The organism is Vibrio sp. SALL6, from assembly GCF_002002385.1.
Taxonomy (GTDB): Bacteria; Pseudomonadota; Gammaproteobacteria; order Enterobacterales; family Vibrionaceae; genus Vibrio; species Vibrio parahaemolyticus.
Genome location: NZ_MQVK01000023.1, coordinates 257,692 through 273,158, shown reverse-complemented (window position 1 = coordinate 273,158; position 15,467 = coordinate 257,692). Strand labels below are relative to the sequence as shown.

The 15,467-nt window shown below is 45.2% G+C and carries 18 protein-coding genes; 14 read left to right on the top strand and 4 right to left on the bottom strand.

Annotated features, from left to right (window positions below):
• Positions 1-70: 70 nt before the first annotated feature.
• From bioB to bioD, 4 genes are read left to right on the top strand one after another with little or no spacing between them, the layout of a single operon-like run.
• Positions 71-1,123 (top strand): biotin synthase BioB, encoded by a 1,053-nt coding sequence (bioB, locus tag BIW15_RS15940; protein WP_077281282.1) that lies wholly within the window; start codon positions 71-73, stop codon positions 1,121-1,123.
• A complete protein-coding gene (gene bioF, locus BIW15_RS15935; RefSeq protein ID WP_031812361.1) occupies positions 1,110-2,261 on the top strand; it encodes an 8-amino-7-oxononanoate synthase in 1,152 nt (383 codons plus the stop codon). The genes bioB and bioF overlap by 14 nt, the downstream gene beginning before the upstream one ends.
• Positions 2,261-3,067 carry a malonyl-ACP O-methyltransferase BioC gene (gene bioC / locus BIW15_RS15930; RefSeq protein ID WP_077281280.1) on the top strand — a complete coding sequence of 269 codons (807 nt, stop codon included), beginning with the start codon at positions 2,261-2,263 and terminating at the stop codon, positions 3,065-3,067. The genes bioF and bioC overlap by 1 nt, the downstream gene beginning before the upstream one ends.
• Complete coding sequence (gene bioD, locus BIW15_RS15925; RefSeq protein WP_005460040.1) at positions 3,064-3,750, top strand: dethiobiotin synthase; 687 nt, start codon at positions 3,064-3,066, stop codon at positions 3,748-3,750. The genes bioC and bioD overlap by 4 nt, the downstream gene beginning before the upstream one ends.
• An 82-nt stretch (positions 3,751-3,832) precedes the next feature.
• On the opposite strand, the gene BIW15_RS15920 is transcribed toward bioD, so the two are convergent.
• Positions 3,833-4,000: a hypothetical protein gene (locus tag BIW15_RS15920; protein WP_005459995.1), complete on the bottom strand. Its 168-nt coding sequence runs from the start codon at positions 3,998-4,000 to the stop codon at positions 3,833-3,835.
• A 357-nt stretch (positions 4,001-4,357) separates the two neighbouring features.
• Between BIW15_RS15920 and htpX the strand changes: the two genes are divergently transcribed.
• The 9 genes from htpX (at position 4,358) to BIW15_RS15875 (ending at position 11,559) form a co-directional block, all read left to right on the top strand.
• Positions 4,358-5,221 (top strand): protease HtpX, encoded by an 864-nt coding sequence (gene htpX / locus BIW15_RS15915; protein WP_005459987.1) that lies wholly within the window; start codon positions 4,358-4,360, stop codon positions 5,219-5,221.
• 215 nt (positions 5,222-5,436) lie between these two features.
• Positions 5,437-5,856 carry a nuclear transport factor 2 family protein gene (locus tag BIW15_RS15910; protein ID WP_005495742.1) on the top strand — a complete coding sequence of 140 codons (420 nt, stop codon included), beginning with the start codon at positions 5,437-5,439 and terminating at the stop codon, positions 5,854-5,856.
• Complete coding sequence (locus BIW15_RS15905; RefSeq protein ID WP_025556010.1) at positions 5,853-6,578, top strand: SDR family oxidoreductase; 726 nt, start codon at positions 5,853-5,855, stop codon at positions 6,576-6,578. Before BIW15_RS15910 ends, BIW15_RS15905 begins: the two co-directional genes overlap by 4 nt.
• 11 nt (positions 6,579-6,589) lie before the next feature.
• The gene (locus BIW15_RS15900; protein ID WP_025570964.1) at positions 6,590-7,882 is read left to right on the top strand and encodes an NAD(P)/FAD-dependent oxidoreductase; all 1,293 of its coding nucleotides are present in this window, start codon (positions 6,590-6,592) and stop codon (positions 7,880-7,882) included.
• 1 nt (position 7,883) lies between these two features.
• Positions 7,884-8,660 carry a DUF1365 domain-containing protein gene (locus BIW15_RS15895; RefSeq protein ID WP_179115292.1) on the top strand — a complete coding sequence of 259 codons (777 nt, stop codon included), beginning with the start codon at positions 7,884-7,886 and terminating at the stop codon, positions 8,658-8,660.
• A 35-nt stretch (positions 8,661-8,695) separates the two neighbouring features.
• Positions 8,696-9,952 (top strand): cyclopropane-fatty-acyl-phospholipid synthase family protein, encoded by a 1,257-nt coding sequence (locus tag BIW15_RS15890; protein ID WP_025550604.1) that lies wholly within the window; start codon positions 8,696-8,698, stop codon positions 9,950-9,952.
• 5 nt (positions 9,953-9,957) lie between these two features.
• Positions 9,958-10,470 carry a DUF2878 domain-containing protein gene (locus tag BIW15_RS15885; RefSeq protein WP_077281278.1) on the top strand — a complete coding sequence of 171 codons (513 nt, stop codon included), beginning with the start codon at positions 9,958-9,960 and terminating at the stop codon, positions 10,468-10,470.
• Positions 10,430-11,023: a chalcone isomerase family protein gene (locus tag BIW15_RS15880; RefSeq protein WP_042761917.1), complete on the top strand. Its 594-nt coding sequence runs from the start codon at positions 10,430-10,432 to the stop codon at positions 11,021-11,023. Before BIW15_RS15885 ends, BIW15_RS15880 begins: the two co-directional genes overlap by 41 nt.
• Positions 11,020-11,559 carry a DUF3833 domain-containing protein gene (locus tag BIW15_RS15875; protein WP_029823691.1) on the top strand — a complete coding sequence of 180 codons (540 nt, stop codon included), beginning with the start codon at positions 11,020-11,022 and terminating at the stop codon, positions 11,557-11,559. Before BIW15_RS15880 ends, BIW15_RS15875 begins: the two co-directional genes overlap by 4 nt.
• A 126-nt stretch (positions 11,560-11,685) precedes the next feature.
• Here BIW15_RS15875 and purB read toward each other — a convergent pair whose 3' ends face one another.
• From purB to mnmA, 3 genes are all read right to left on the bottom strand, one after another.
• A complete protein-coding gene (purB, locus tag BIW15_RS15865) occupies positions 11,686-13,056 on the bottom strand; it encodes an adenylosuccinate lyase (protein WP_005460028.1) in 1,371 nt (456 codons plus the stop codon).
• 141 nt (positions 13,057-13,197) lie between these two features.
• Positions 13,198-13,815: a high frequency lysogenization protein HflD gene (gene hflD / locus BIW15_RS15860; protein ID WP_005495726.1), complete on the bottom strand. Its 618-nt coding sequence runs from the start codon at positions 13,813-13,815 to the stop codon at positions 13,198-13,200.
• A gap of 10 nt (positions 13,816-13,825) precedes the next feature.
• Positions 13,826-14,950: a tRNA 2-thiouridine(34) synthase MnmA gene (mnmA, locus tag BIW15_RS15855; RefSeq protein ID WP_005459992.1), complete on the bottom strand. Its 1,125-nt coding sequence runs from the start codon at positions 14,948-14,950 to the stop codon at positions 13,826-13,828.
• Between the two features lie 189 nt (positions 14,951-15,139).
• On the opposite strand from mnmA, the gene BIW15_RS15850 reads away from it, so the two are divergent.
• A complete protein-coding gene (locus BIW15_RS15850) occupies positions 15,140-15,409 on the top strand; it encodes a hypothetical protein (RefSeq protein WP_005459999.1) in 270 nt (89 codons plus the stop codon).
• Positions 15,410-15,467 lie beyond the last annotated feature (58 nt).

Genomic DNA, 15,467 nt, shown 5'->3' with positions numbered 1-15,467 from the left:
TGTTGTGTTGACAGTTTATCGAGACTAAGTAGACTGTCAACACAACAAAAAAGTGATTAAAGGAATACACGTGGAAGTTCGTCATAACTGGACGCATGCTGAAGTGCGCGATCTCATGGAAAAGCCATTCATGGATCTCCTATTTGAAGCGCAGCTTGTTCATCGTCAATACCAACAAACCAACCATGTTCAAGTAAGCACGCTTCTGTCGATTAAGACGGGTGCTTGTCCAGAAGATTGTAAGTACTGTCCTCAGAGCGCTCGTTACACCACAGACATCGAAAAAGAGCGTCTGATGGAAGTCGAACGTGTACTCGACGCTGCTCAAAAAGCGAAAAATGCAGGTTCGACGCGATTCTGTATGGGCGCTGCGTGGAAGAACCCGAAAGAGCGCGACATGCCGCATTTGACCGATATGATCAAAGGCGTAAAAGACATGGGTTTGGAAACCTGTATGACGTTAGGTATGTTAACGCCAGAGCAGGCGAAGCAGCTGGCAAACGCAGGTCTGGATTACTATAACCACAACCTCGATACGTCGCCTGAATTTTACGGCAACATCATTACCACTCGTACTTACCAAGACCGTTTGGATACGCTGTCTCACGTTCGTGATGCAGGTATGAAGATTTGTTCTGGCGGTATCATCGGCATGGGTGAAAGTGCCAACGATCGTGCAGGTTTGCTGGTTGAATTGGCGAACCTTCCTACACACCCTGAGAGCGTACCAATCAATATGCTGGTAAAAGTGAAGGGCACACCGCTGGAGACTGTGGACGATGTTGAGCCATTCGACTTTATCCGCCTGATTGCGATCGCACGAATCATGATGCCTCAATCGGCTGTGCGTTTGTCTGCTGGTCGCGAAAACATGAACGAACAGATGCAAGCGCTGTGTTTTATGGCAGGTGCAAACTCAGTATTCTATGGCTGCAAACTTCTAACGACCCCAAACCCTTCTGAAGACAAAGACATGATGCTGTTTAAGAAGCTGGGCATTAACAGCCAAGAAGTGTCTCAAAAACCTGATGAAATCGAAGAAAACGAATTGCTGGATCGCGTGGTAGAGCGCGTTGCTGCACGTCCAACTAAAGACGATCTTTTCTACGATGCCAGCCTTTAAATCTCGAATCGAATCTGCTCTTTCTGCTCGTAAAGCGCAAGGGCTGAATCGTTCAATGAATGTGGTATTCGCCGGAAACCAATCGATTTTAGAACATGATGGCAGACGCTACATCAACTTCTCAAGCAACGATTATTTGGGCTTAGCCAATGACCAAGCGCTTGTACGTGCTTGGCAGCAAGGTCTGAGCGTTTATGGTAGTGGCAGTGGGGCATCACCCATGGTCACTGGCTTCAGTGCTGCGCACAGCAACTTAGAAACGGCGTTAACTGAATGGTTGGGCTTCGAGAGGGCGATATTATTTGGCTCTGGTTTCAGTGCTAATCAAGCGTTGCTTTTTACTCTGCTAGAAAAATCAGACGTATTGATTCAAGACCGATTAAACCACGCATCTTTGATGGAAGCCGGCGCACTGTCAACGGCGAAAATGAAGCGTTTTAAGCACAATGACATTAAGCATTTAGAAACGCTGTTTACTAACGAAGGCAATCATCTGGTCGTGACTGAAGGTGTCTTCAGTATGGACGGCGATTGCGCGCCGTTGAAAGACATTGCGGAAGTAGCTCGCTTACGTAAAGCATGGTTAGCAGTGGATGACGCTCACGGTATTGGCGTGCTCGGCGAATCGGGTGGAGGCTCTTGTGAACTTGCTAATGTCAAACCAGAGATTTTAGTCGTGACCTTCGGTAAAGCGTTTGGCATGTCCGGCGCGGCGATTTTGTGTGATCAAGCAACGGGTGACTTTTTGACCCAGTTTGCTCGTCACCATGTGTATTCAACAGCAATGCCACCTGCGCAGGCCTACGCGTTGACACATGCGGTTTCTATGATTCAAGAGCAGTCTTGGCGACGCGAAAAGCTGGTGGAGCTAAATGAGGTTTATCAAACGAATCTAAGCGATCTGGATGGCTTTGTTGAAACAGATACCCCGATCAAGCCATTTGTGATTGGCGAATCAGAACTTGCTTTGCAGGTTGCGAACGCTTGTCGACAAAATGGCATATGGGTCACCGCGATTCGTCCACCAACCGTTCCGAAAGGTACCTCACGCCTTCGTATCACGCTCACTGCGAACCATAGTACAGAACAAGTTAAAACGCTTTCAATCGCATTGAAACAAGCATTAGGAGCGCTGTAATGGATAATGCCGAAAACATGGTGTTGGACAACGTACACCAAGACAAAGAGGCGATTGCTTCGTCTTTTGGCAAAGCGGCTGACACCTATGACAAACATGCTGCATTTCAACGAGATGTTGGCCATCGTTTGTTGGAAAAGCTCCCAAGCGATCTTAGCAACAAGCGCGTTTTGGACTTGGGGTGTGGAACCGGATATTTTTCTCAGCTATTGCTAGAGCGAGGCGCAAGCGTTGTTTGTGCCGATCTTTCGCAAGGAATGTTGGACAAAGCGCGCGAGCGTTGTGGTGACCATAATGTTCGTTATGTGGTAGCAGACGCGGAAAGCTTGCCATTCGAGGACGCTAGTTTTGACTATGTGTTTTCAAGTCTCGCGCTACAGTGGTGTGTCGATTTAAGTTATCCGTTGAGAGAAATTCGCCGAATATTAACTGCTAATGGGAAAGGGTGCTTCTCAACACTTGTTGATGGCTCGCTACGCGAACTGCGTGATTCGTGGGCAAAAATTGACACATATCAACACGTGAATAACTTTATTACTCTCAATCAGGTAAAAATTGCGTTAGCGCAATCTCGATGCCATAACCATCATCTAGACTCGACCACCATCACAGTTTGGTACGACTCAGCATTTTCTGTTATGCGTGATCTCAAAGGTATTGGTGCAAATCACGTAAGCGGGCGCTCACATGGTCTAACAAGTCGTCGTACTTTGTTGCAAGTCGAGCGCGCGTACCAAGCATTCAAAAACGATCAAGGTCTTCTACCTGCAACTTATCAGGTTTGTTTTGGAGTCATACATTTATGATTGATGCATTTTTTATTGCTGGTACGGATACTGATGTAGGCAAAACGGTGGCGTCGAAAGCCGTCTTGCAAGCACTCGCAGCAAAAGGACTAAATACCATTGGCTACAAACCAGTGGCTGCAGGAAGCGAAAAAACAGAGCAAGGTTGGCGCAATTCAGATGCACTGCACTTGCAAAAAGCCGCAACCTTAGAAGTGGCTTATGAAGATGTGAACCCATACGCTTTGGAATTACCAGCTTCTCCTCACATCGCAGCCAAGCACGAGCAGGTTGAAATCGAATACGATTTGCTGAGTGAAAAGCTCGCTCAACATAAAGAGCAAGCCGATGTTGTATTGGTAGAAGGTGCTGGTGGTTGGCGTGTTCCTGTGTCAGACACAGACAGCTTGTCTACTTGGGTACAGCAAGAGCAGCTACCAGTGGTACTTGTCGTGGGTATTAAACTGGGTTGTTTGAGCCACGCTTTATTAACGGCGGAAATCATCAAAGCAGATGGTCTAAACCTAGTGGGTTGGATTGCGAACCGAGTTAACCCAGGCACAGAGCATTACGCGGACATTATTGAAATGCTTGAATCGCGCATTGATGCACCGAAGTTAGGTGAGATCCCTTACATTCCAAGTGCGAAGCGCAAAGAGTTGGGTAAATACATTAACGTTGAGCCATTACTGAACATCGATTAAGAGCATTTCTTGTAAACGTACTCAAAACCAAAGGGCTGCAATTTGCAGCCCTTTCTATTGGTGTAGCTTAATAAGATTACTGCTACTTTTCTTGGCTAAGTCCCATCAGCGCTTGCTGTGTCTCAGCAACACGTTTAGACAAGTGATGATCGGTTGAAATACCGAGTTGCTGTTTGGCCTCATCCTCTGAGATCCCTAGGTGACAACGTAGTAAATCGATAGCCATTTGATAGTCGTTAGTTTCTACCATGATATTTCCCTCAAGACATGGAAGTTTCGAGCTTCAATAACGCTCTTAGAGCGTGCTCTGTTTTGTTCATCTCGCTTGAATCTAGCATGTTCATTTGTCATCACAATAAGACCAAAGTCTATACTTAACCTAAGGTGCTGTTTTTAGGTTGGTAACTTGTTTATGATTTTTCAGTCTCGAAAACAAATGTTGCAATTTATTGCTTAACCTTGTTTTTATCGCGGATAGACTATATCTATAACGCAACGGAGCACGAAACTAAGTGGAATCGGCTTTTATAGCGTTTGATTTCCCTTAAAAGATGTTCCATATAACAATCCGTTTTAAAAAAACGATAAGCTTCCTCGGAGAAAAGTAATGAAGCGAATTATGTTATTCCTAGCAACTAACCTAGCTGTTGTGCTGGTTCTTAGTGTTGTTCTGAATATTGTTTACGCGACCACTGGAATGCAACCAGGCAGTCTGTCTGGTTTACTTGTCATGGCAGCCGTATTTGGCTTTGGTGGCGCATTGATTTCGTTAATGATGTCAAAGGGCATGGCACTACGCTCAGTTGGCGGCATGGTGATTGAAAGCCCACGTAACGAAACAGAGCATTGGTTGCTTGAGACGGTAGGCCGCCAAGCGCAACAAGCGGGCATTGGTATGCCAACAGTAGCGATTTATGATTCTGCAGACATCAACGCATTCGCGACAGGTGCTAAGCGTGATGATTCACTGGTTGCTGTATCGACTGGTCTTCTACACAACATGACGCGTGATGAAGCTGAAGCCGTTCTGGCGCACGAAGTGAGCCACATTGCGAATGGCGACATGGTCACGATGACGCTAATGCAAGGTGTTGTGAACACGTTTGTTATCTTCCTATCGCGTTTTATCGCCAATATCGTGGCATCGAACGACGATGAAGAAGGCCAAGGCACGAACATGATGGTGTACTTTGGTGTGTCTATGGTGTTGGAACTTGTCTTTGGTTTCTTAGCAAGCTTCATCACTATGTGGTACAGCCGTCACCGTGAATTCCATGCCGATGCAGGTGCAGCGCGTTTAGTAGGTAAAGAGAAAATGATTGCTGCTCTTGAGCGTTTGAAGATGAGCCAAGAATCGAAACTCGATGGCACAATGATGGCGTTCGGTATCAACGGTAAGCAGTCTCTAACAGAGCTACTGATGAGCCACCCACCACTAGATAAACGTATTGCGGCGCTACGTAACCAGTAATACGACTTACATAGTTTTTTGAAAAGGCTTGGTTTTTACCAAGCCTTTTTTTTTGCCTGATGATCGCTCACCAATTTGATTACGTACTACTTTCTAAAAATCAAAGCGCAGAAACAAAGTTATACAAGTTTTTTTTTGTACAACTTTTTCTAATTGGTCTATCTTGTACATATAATATTTTTGTATAACCATCAGTGACGTTTGGGAGCGAAAGAATGGACATACAGTCGGTTGGAGACATTTACCAGAAGCTTAACAAAGCGAACCTGCATCTTCTGAAAGACGTTTATCACCAAGATGTGGTGTTTGAAGATTCGGCTCATCGCTTAGAAGGACTGCCTGCTCTTTCTGATTATTTCCAGTCATTGTACGCGAATGTGATTCGCTGTGATTTCATCATCCATGATCATCAGCAGGTTGGGGACACGGGTTTCCTGACTTGGACTATGGATCTTCAACATCCGAAATTACACAAAGGGGCTCCAATCGCTGTGAGCGGTGTTTCCCACATGAAGTTCTCCGATGGCCAAGTCATTTATCACCGAGATTACTTTGATTTGGGTGAAATGCTTTATGAGCATTTGCCTTTGCTTGGCTCTGTCATCAAAACCATTAAGCAAAGGTTGGGGCGATGAATAGTGTCGTTTTAATTACGGGGGCGACTTCGGGGATAGGTAAACAGCTGGCTTTCGATTTTGCTGAGTCTGGTTGGCGTGTCATCGCATGTGGACGCAATGAAGCTGTACTTGCCGAGCTAGCGGCAACTTCTTCATCTATTGAAACGCTGAAGTTTGATGTAACCGATTATGAGGAGACGAAGCGAGTACTGTCTTCGCTTAAGACGATTCCGGATACATGGATCTTCAACGCGGGTGATTGCGAATACATGGATGATGGCATTGTAGATGCGCAACTTATGGCGCGCGTGATGAATGTTAATGTCGTAGGTGTAGCTAACTGTATAGAAGCTTGCCAACCGTATTTTCAGCGAGGGCACCGCGTTGTCATTGTTGGCTCCATTGCCTCCGAAGTCGCGCTGCCAAGAGCGGAAGCGTATGGCGCGTCAAAAGCGGCAGTAAGCTACTTTGCGCGCACGCTCGCTGTGGATCTTAAGAAGAAAGGCATCAAAGTGATTACTGTGTTTCCTGGGTTTGTTGAAACGCCCCTAACGGATAAAAACACCTTTGAGATGCCTATGATCATTTCAACTAAGCAAGCGTCTCAATTATTGAGAAAGCAGCTAGCGGCGAATAAAAGCCACATTTATTTTCCGGCGAGATTCACAGGCATTCTCCGCTTTATCTCGTTGCTTCCATACAGTTGGCAAGCAAGGCTGACGGCTAAACTCGTATCTTAAAAGGAAGAAGCATGAAAATCGCTATTGTAGGCACTGGAATTTCTGGACTGACATGTGGGTACTATCTGCACCAACAACACGATATCACTTTGTTCGAAGCCAACGATTATATTGGTGGTCATACGGCGACGGTTGATGTACGTGTCGGGAATGAGGATTATGCTATTGATACAGGGTTCATTGTATACAACGACCGTACGTATCCAAACTTTATCAAAATGATGAACGAAATTGGCGTGGAAGGTATTCCGACGCAAATGAGTTTCAGCGTGAGAAACGATGGCAACGGTTTGGAATATAATGGCCACACATTAACAACATTGTTCGCACAAAAGCGAAATTGGCTTAATCCAAAATTTTATCGCTTTATTCTTGAGATTTTACGCTTCAATAAACTAGCAAAAGCGTCTACTACTGAGCAAATATCGAGTTCTCAAACGCTGGGTGCATTTTTGGATGAGCACCAGTTTAGTGATTTCTTTTCTGACAACTATATTCTGCCAATGGGCGCGGCGATTTGGTCATCTTCCCTCGCTGACATGCGCGCTTTTCCATTGATGTTCTTCTTACGCTTTTTCCTCAATCACGGTTTGTTAGACGTGACGAATCGTCCGCAATGGTATGTTATCAAGGGTGGCTCACGTGCTTATATTCCACCTTTAACGCAAGGATTTGCAGACAAGATTCGATTGAATAGTCCGGTTGAAAAAGTTGTTCGCAGTGAACAAGGTGTAGCGATTTATGCAAATGGGCAGTGTGAGTGGTTTGATGAAGTCATTTTTGCTTGCCATAGCGACCAAGCTTTAGCGATGCTCAGTGATGCCTCGTCATGTGAAAACGACATTTTGTCTAATATGGCTTACCAAGCAAATGATGTGGTTCTTCACACTGACACGAGTGTATTACCGAAACGAAAATCTGCATGGGCATCGTGGAACTATTGGCTGGAAGGAGGCGAAGAGGAGCAGCAACGATTGCCGTCCCTGACTTACAACATGAACATTTTGCAGCATATCGACTCTTCACACACATTCTGCGTCACCTTAAACCGTACTGAAGATATCGACGAGAACAAGATTCTGCGTCAGTTCACCTACCATCACCCTGTCTTTACGATGGAGTCTATCGCTGCCCAGCAACGCAAAGAAGAAATACAAGGAACTCAACATACGTGGTTTTGTGGCGCTTATTGGTACAACGGATTCCATGAAGATGGCGTGCGCAGTGCTTTGGATGTTGTGAAAGGAATTGCCGCTAAACATAACGAGAAAAACGACACTCTTTATGAACAAGGTGCTGCGTAATATGAGTATCCCTCCTCAAAGCCAGTTATTTATAGGCAATGTAAGGCATCGTCGTTTTACGCCCGTTAAGCACGAGCTGAATTACTCAATGTTTATGCCAGCGATTGATTTGGATGAAATTGGCGTACTTGAGAAAAAAGTTTGGGGCTTTGGGACTCGCTGGTGGAATTGGGCTCGATTCAAACGCGATGATTACCTCGGTGAAGGGAGTTTGAAAAAAGCGGTGCAAGATAAAGTCGCAGAACTTACGGGCGTACGTTGCAGCGGCAAAGTGCTGGCTGTCTGTCATTTGCGTTATCTCGGGCTTTATTTTAGTCCGGTGAATTTTTACTACCTGTATGATCAAAATGGTGAATGGCAATATCTTCTCGCCGAAGTCAGCAATACACCTTGGAATGAGCGCCATTATTACGCGATAGCGGCTGACCCAAAGGATGAAGATTTTGGTTGGGAGCAAGACAAAGCATTCCACGTGTCACCGTTCAACCCGATAGACCAATTGTACCGCTGGAAAATAAAACCGCTTACAGACAAGTTAAATATCCATCTTGAATGCCATAAAGGTGAAAAACACTTCGACGCCACAATGGCTATGAAAGCACAGCCATTTTCCAGCGGTTCTTTATTGAAGTGCTTGATCGGAACACCAATTCAAACAGTAAAAGTGATGGTTGGAATCTACTGGCATGCGTTGAGGTTATGGATTAAAGGAGCGCCGTTTTATTCTCACCCTAAATATTTGGCGTCCAATGAACGTCAAGCCTCTAGCGACAAATAAGATAAGAAAAATAATAAGCACAAGGAGAATTCTGCATGTTAAATACGACTTCTATAACATTGCCGCGCAAACTGACGACGACTCAGAAAGCGGCTCGCGGAGTTATTTTTCAATGTCTGCAAAAGATGGAAATGGGTTGCTTAACCATTATTGAATCGTTTCATACTGAGACAAAGGAGCGCAGTGAACGTTTTACTGCGCCAAACGGAGAATACAGTGGCCAACCTGTCGTTGCGACCATTGAGGTTAAGCACCCAGGTTTTTACTCCAGAATATTACAAGGTGGTAGCATCGCTGCCGGTGAGGCGTACATGGATGGCTGGTGGGACAGTCCAGATTTAACGGCATTGATGAAGCTGATGGCGCTAAATATGCGGGCCCTTGATAAGCTTGAGGAGCAGGGTAGTTGGCTTACCAAGTTACTTTATAAGTTTAGCCATTGGACGAATCGAAACTCGCAAGAAAATTCTCGGAAGAACATCCATGCTCATTACGATTTAGGCAATGATTTGTATGAAGCTTTTTTAGATACCAACATGCTGTACTCATCAGCGCTTTACCACACAAGTGCCGACTCCTTAGAGCAAGCTCAAATCAACAAAATGAAACGCTTGTGCCAGCAGTTGGATCTTCAATCTACCGACCATGTGATTGAGATTGGCACAGGGTGGGGTGCGATGGCGATATACATGGCTGAGCAATACGGTTGCCGCGTAACAACAACGACCATTTCGGAAGAGCAGCATGAGTATGCTCGACAGCAAATCGTACAACGAGGTTTAGCCGATCGAATTACTTTACTTAAAGAAGACTACCGCAACCTTACTGGGACGTACGATAAATTGGTTTCTATCGAGATGATTGAAGCCGTGGGGAAACAGTTCTTAGCTTCCTACATCAAAAAATGCGAGTCGTTATTAAAGCCTAGCGGCCTGATGGCTATCCAAGCGATTACGATTGCGGATCAGCGCTACGACTATTACAGCAACAATGTCGATTTTATTCAGAAATACATTTTCCCTGGTGGTTTCTTGCCGTCGGTGACGTCTTTGACACAAGCGGCCACTAAGCACAGTGATTTGGTGGTTCGTGATTTGTTTGACATCGGCCTAGACTACGCAAAAACACTGAATGAGTGGCATCGCCGTTTTAACCGCGCAGAGGATGCTGTACGAGGGTTTGGGTACGATGACCGGTTTGTCCGCATGTGGCGTTATTACCTTAGTTATTGTGAAGGCGGTTTTCTTGCACGTACGATCAGCGCCGTTCACATGACTTTCCAGCGCCCATAACAATTATGAGAGTGTTGATTGCATCGACTTGGTTTCAACTGTGCTGGTTTATTGCTGTGCTTGGTACGTTTGAGTGGCAATGGTTGATGATGATACTGGCGTTGGCGACTTTGGTGTATTCCATTCTGACGGCGTTTCACTCGGTGAAAGCGATCTCCTTTGTCACCATTTTCGGGCTAGTTCTCGATACGCTAAATCAACACTTTTCGCTTTTGGTTTTCCCTACCCCTTGGCTCCCTGTGTGGTTGATTGGTCTATGGGTATTGTTTGCATGGTATGCCTACCAACTGAAAGTGCTTTTGCACCGCTTCGCCAAAATCTACGTATCAATATTAGGTGGGCTTGGAGGAATGCTCAGCTACTTCGCTGGCTACAAGCTTCAAGCGGTAGAGTTTGGATTTGATACAAGTATTACGTTACTGGCCTTGTTTGTGGAATGGTTGGTGTTAATGCTGGTGATTCTCAAGGTGTATGGCAATGGCAAGCTTAAAGAGAAAACTCGTAAGGGGTATGGGTAGCAGTATTTTGTTTGTGTTTGCAATGGGCGCAATACCTTCGCAGGCACAAGATATAGGAAGTACTGACAGACTGAATGTAGAAAACTGGCAGGAATGGGAAACAGTTGGCGAAGCGCAGCTCACTTGGTTTGTGTTTGATATTTATCGATCTCGCCTAAAAGCACCCAATGGACAATACCTTGTTTCTACGGATGTTTCTCCGCATCCATTTGCTTTAGAGATCAACTATCAACGAGACATAAGCAAGCAGCAATTGCTTGAGGTGACGGATGAACAGTGGCAAAAACTGGGCTTCCCTAAGTCGAGCCGACAACAATGGATTACTCAATTGAGAGTTATCTTCCCAAGTATCAAAAATGGCGATGAACTTACCTACATCACTGATGGAGATAAGGGACAGATCATCTATCGCCAAGCAGGAACTAAAACGCAAAAAATGGTTGGCGAAATAACGGACGAACGTATGAATGATGCATTCCTGTCCATTTGGTTGTCACCAAAAACGGAATTTCCAAAGCTGCGTAAACAACTTATAGGACAAGTCAGACGGTGAATATCTTTAAAACGATATTGCGATACTTTGCTGCGTGCGTTGTTGTTACGTTGAGTGCCTGCTCGGCGGATATAGACAATTACCAAGCATCTACGCCGCCATTTAATTTATTTGAATATTTTGATGGCAATGTGAAGGCATGGGGAATGGTGCAAGATTATTCCGAGAAACAAACACGCCGCTTTGAGGTTGATATTGTCGGTACGATAACGGGTGATGAATTGGTTCTTGTTGAGGACTTTGTTTTTGACGATGGTGAAACCGACCAGCGTGTTTGGACTATTTCTCGTGCAGAGGATGGCAGGTATACAGGCAAAGCAGATGACATTATTGGTTTCGCAAACGGAAAAGAGCAGGGTAACGCTCTGCAATGGCAATATGACTTTGAGTTAAAAATGGACGACTCGACAGTGACCGTTGCCTTTGATGATTGGCTTTACCGACAAGATGACAAACACGTATTCAACCTGACCAAAATTAAAAAGTTTGGCGTGGAGGTGGGGACAATAACCTTGTTCTTTCAAAAACAACCCTAAATCCGCGATGCTCAACACGTATTGGGCGAAAATACTCTATTTGAATGCCTCGGTTGGTAAGCTTCCAAACAAAAAGGTTGACGCTTTCACGTCAACCTTTTTAGTTTTTCGCTCATTATTGAGAGATTACAGCTTGTCAGTTAGCTCGATTGCTTGACCGATATAGTTCGCTGGCGTCATCTCTTTTAGACGTGCTTTTTCGTGTTCAGGAAGCTCAAGGCCGTCAATGAAGTTACGCATTGCTTCACCGTCTACGCGCTTACCGCGAGTTAGCTCTTTCAACTTCTCGTATGGCTTCTCGATACCGTAGCGACGCATTACCGTTTGTACTGGCTCTGCTAGAACTTCCCAGTTTTTGTCTAGTTCAGCAAGAAGCGCGTCACGGTTCACTTCCAGTTTGCTGATGCCTTTTAGCGTAGAAGTGTAGGCGATGATTGCGTAGCCAACACCAACACCTAGGTTACGTAGAACCGTTGAGTCAGTTAGGTCACGTTGCCAGCGAGAGATAGGCAGTTTCTGTGCTAGGTGACCGAACACGGCGTTCGCAAGACCTAGGTTACCTTCAGAGTTTTCAAAGTCGATTGGGTTAACTTTGTGTGGCATTGTCGAAGAACCGATCTCGCCAGCAATGGTTTTTTGCTTGAAGTGGCCTAGTGCAATGTAACCCCAAACGTCACGGTCGAAATCGATCAGAATAGTGTTGAAACGTGCCACAGCATCGAACAGCTCAGCGATGTAATCGTGTGGTTCGATTTGTGTTGTGTAAGGGTTCCAAGTTACGCCTAGAGATTCAGTGATGAATTCTTCAGAGAACTTGTGCCAATCTAGTTCCGGGTAAGCAGATAGGTGCGCGTTGTAGTTACCTACCGCGCCGTTGATTTTCGCTAGGATTTCAACGTTTTCGATTTGCTTGTATTGACGCTCCATACGGTACGCCACGTTTGCCATTTCTTTACCCATTGTTGATGGAGAAGCTGGCTGACCGTGTGTACGAGATAGAAGAGGGATGTCGCGGTACTCAACAGCAAGTGCTTTGATAGCGTCAATAAGGTTGCGGATTTCTGGAAGAATCACGGTTTCACGCGCTTCTTTTAGCATTAGAGCGTGTGAGGTGTTGTTGATGTCTTCAGAAGTACATGCAAAGTGGAAGAACTCGTTTACTGCGTGCAGTTCAGGAACGTCTGCGACTTTCTCTTTTAGGAAGTACTCAACCGCTTTTACGTCGTGGTTAGTTGTGCGCTCGATCTCTTTGATACGTAGTGCGTCTGCTTCAGAGAAGTTTGCAGCAAGGTCGTCTAGGAATTGGTTTGCTTCTGCGCTAAACGCTGGCACTTCTGCAATTTCAGCAGTAGCAGCAAGCTTTTGTAGCCAGCGGATTTCAACGATAGTACGGTATTTTAAAAGACCGTATTCACTGAAGATTTCGCGTAACGCAATTGTCTTGCTTCCGTAGCGGCCGTCTACTGGTGAAACAGCAGTCAATGCTGACAGTTCCATGATGTTCTCCTGAATTGGGTTTCTAAATTTCGTGAGCTTTATACCAATAACTGTGGCAATTGTCACGAATATTGCGCAAACGTTTGCGCGAGATTTGTTTTAGTCAAAAAAATTAGCTCGCGATGAACGCGAGCTATGGAATTACATTCTGGCTAACAGGATTTGAGCCTGTTCAACCATCTTCTTGCGTCCGAAGATTAAGTGGCGACGTTTGCCACCCACTTGACGCCAGAGTACTGCGCTACGGATGCCTGATAACAACAAAGCGCGAACTTTGTGTTGGTTGGCGGTTTGCTGCAATACCGATGGTGTGCCAGCTACTTGAATACGAGGGCCGATTGGGCTCACTACATCAAGATAAATGCTTGCTAGGTTGCTGATCATTTGATCTTCTAGCAATTCAAAGTGTTCTGTTTGGCGTTTCGCCATTTGGATGCGATCACCAAGCTGAGACATGGCATCAGTGCGTGCGGTTAGTTTACGCTCTAATGCCATTAGGCTAATGATGTATCGGGTGATTTCACTGCCAGATGGGGTGCTATCAATCCCTTTCACCAAACACTCAAGGCCAAGTTTTAGGTCGGCTTCGCGACCGAATACGCCAATAGTATTGGCTGGGTTTGTGTTCAAAATGGCGTTCATGGATGTTTCAAAAGCATCTTGATCACAATGTCCGTTTCTCGCAACTTGTTGAACCAAAGCAACAGCTTGGCAAATACCAGCGAAAGCGATAGTACGGTCATAAAGTGTATTCGCCACGTAACAACTCCTAAGCTTGAGAATATTTAATGCGTTGCTCGATGATACCACCACCTAAGCAAACGTCATCTTTGTAGAACACGGCTGATTGACCTGGAGTCACGGCAATTTGTGGCTCATCAAAGATCACTTTAATGTTCTCGTCGTCGATAGGAATGATTGTACAAGGAATATCTTGTTGACGGTAACGAGTTTTCACTGTGCACTTCATAACATCGCGAATTGGTTCACGATCTACCCAGTGAAGTTGTGATGCAAGTAGACCTTCTGATTTTAGCATCGGGTGGTCTTTACCTTGAACGGCGATAAGCACATTGCGGTCGAGGTCTTTCTCACCTACGAACCATGGGTCTTCGTTACCGCCGCCGCCTTTACGACCACCGATATGAAGGCCTTTACGTTGGCCTAGTGTGTGGTACATCAAGCCTTGGTGCTGACCGATAACTTCGCCTTCTGGCGTTTCGATGTTGCCTGGCTGAGCAGGAAGGTAACGGCCTAGGAACTCAGTAAACTTACGCTCACCGATGAAACAGATGCCTGTTGAATCTTTCTTCTTCGCTGTGATTAGACCTTGTTCTTCCGCGATACGGCGAACTTCTGGTTTTTCCAAATCACCTACAGGGAATAGGCTACGAGCAACTTGTTCGTGGCTTAGTGTGTACAAGAAGTAGCTTTGGTCTTTGTTGCTATCTAGGCCACGCAGCATTTGTGGCTTTTCGCCGTTTTCAGGGAAAGAACGACGCACATAATGACCCATGGCAATGTAGTCTGCCTCAAGCACTTCATCAGCGAATTCAAGGAATGCTTTGAACTTGATTTCTTTGTTACAAAGGATGTCTGGGTTTGGAGTACGACCGGCTTTGTATTCTGCAAGGAAGTATTCGAATACGTTATCCCAGTATTCTGCTGCAAAGTTGATGGTGTGTAGGTGGATGCCTAGCTTGTCACATACTGCTTGAGCATCGGCTAAATCTTCTGCTGCTGTGCAATATTCTTCGTTGTCATCTTCTTCCCAGTTCTTCATGAACAGGCCTTCTACTTGGTAGCCTTGTTGCTTTAGAAGATACGCAGAAACAGATGAATCAACGCCGCCGGACATACCGACGATGACTTTCTTTTGGCTGTTATCAGACATTACTAAACACCACTAAAATAAACGGGACGCAGATTCTAACAGAATCCACAGACCGGTGACAGATCCGAGATCGAAATCACAATTCGTTTTTGCTGCCTTTTTCCGCAACAGCATCACTAAATAGTAATTTCATAAGTATAGAAAGGATATATATGGCATAGTTGGCAAAAATCCAAGAGGACAATATAAATGAGTGACGAAAACCAATTTATGCAAGAAGCTGAGTTGATTGAAATTGTTGAGAATCAGCTTGAAGACGGGAACCCTATCAAAGTTAAAGAAACATTGATGCGTTTGATGATGACTGGTACACCAAGAGAAGAAGCGGTAGCTATGATGGCATGTGCTATGTCGATTGAAATCTTTGATGTAATGAAAAACGAAGGGGAGTTCAATTTAAAGCGTTACACTGAACACCTAAATCAGCTGCCTGATTTGAGCTTCATGGAAGGCGAATAAGTAACCCGGAAGAAAAAAGCATCCAGCAAACGTTTGCTATAATTGCTTTTATTGCCGC

What these genes read in the sequence shown, in the direction of transcription:
- bioF (WP_031812361.1), top strand. Translation starts at nt 1,110, where the DNA reads ATGCCAGCCTTTAAATCTCGAATCGAATCTGCTCTTTCTGCTCGTAAA.
- bioC (WP_077281280.1), top strand. Translation starts at nt 2,261, where the DNA reads ATGGATAATGCCGAAAACATGGTGTTGGACAACGTACACCAAGACAAA.
- bioD (WP_005460040.1), top strand. Translation starts at nt 3,064, where the DNA reads ATGATTGATGCATTTTTTATTGCTGGTACGGATACTGATGTAGGCAAA.
- BIW15_RS15920 (WP_005459995.1), bottom strand. Translation starts at nt 4,000, where the DNA reads ATGGTAGAAACTAACGACTATCAAATGGCTATCGATTTACTACGTTGT.
- htpX (WP_005459987.1), top strand. Translation starts at nt 4,358, where the DNA reads ATGAAGCGAATTATGTTATTCCTAGCAACTAACCTAGCTGTTGTGCTG.
- BIW15_RS15910 (WP_005495742.1), top strand. Translation starts at nt 5,437, where the DNA reads ATGGACATACAGTCGGTTGGAGACATTTACCAGAAGCTTAACAAAGCG.
- BIW15_RS15905 (WP_025556010.1), top strand. Translation starts at nt 5,853, where the DNA reads ATGAATAGTGTCGTTTTAATTACGGGGGCGACTTCGGGGATAGGTAAA.
- BIW15_RS15900 (WP_025570964.1), top strand. Translation starts at nt 6,590, where the DNA reads ATGAAAATCGCTATTGTAGGCACTGGAATTTCTGGACTGACATGTGGG.
- BIW15_RS15895 (WP_179115292.1), top strand. Translation starts at nt 7,884, where the DNA reads ATGAGTATCCCTCCTCAAAGCCAGTTATTTATAGGCAATGTAAGGCAT.
- BIW15_RS15890 (WP_025550604.1), top strand. Translation starts at nt 8,696, where the DNA reads ATGTTAAATACGACTTCTATAACATTGCCGCGCAAACTGACGACGACT.
- BIW15_RS15885 (WP_077281278.1), top strand. Translation starts at nt 9,958, where the DNA reads ATGAGAGTGTTGATTGCATCGACTTGGTTTCAACTGTGCTGGTTTATT.
- BIW15_RS15880 (WP_042761917.1), top strand. Translation starts at nt 10,430, where the DNA reads ATGGCAAGCTTAAAGAGAAAACTCGTAAGGGGTATGGGTAGCAGTATT.
- purB (WP_005460028.1), bottom strand. Translation starts at nt 13,056, where the DNA reads ATGGAACTGTCAGCATTGACTGCTGTTTCACCAGTAGACGGCCGCTAC.
- mnmA (WP_005459992.1), bottom strand. Translation starts at nt 14,950, where the DNA reads ATGTCTGATAACAGCCAAAAGAAAGTCATCGTCGGTATGTCCGGCGGC.
- BIW15_RS15850 (WP_005459999.1), top strand. Translation starts at nt 15,140, where the DNA reads ATGAGTGACGAAAACCAATTTATGCAAGAAGCTGAGTTGATTGAAATT.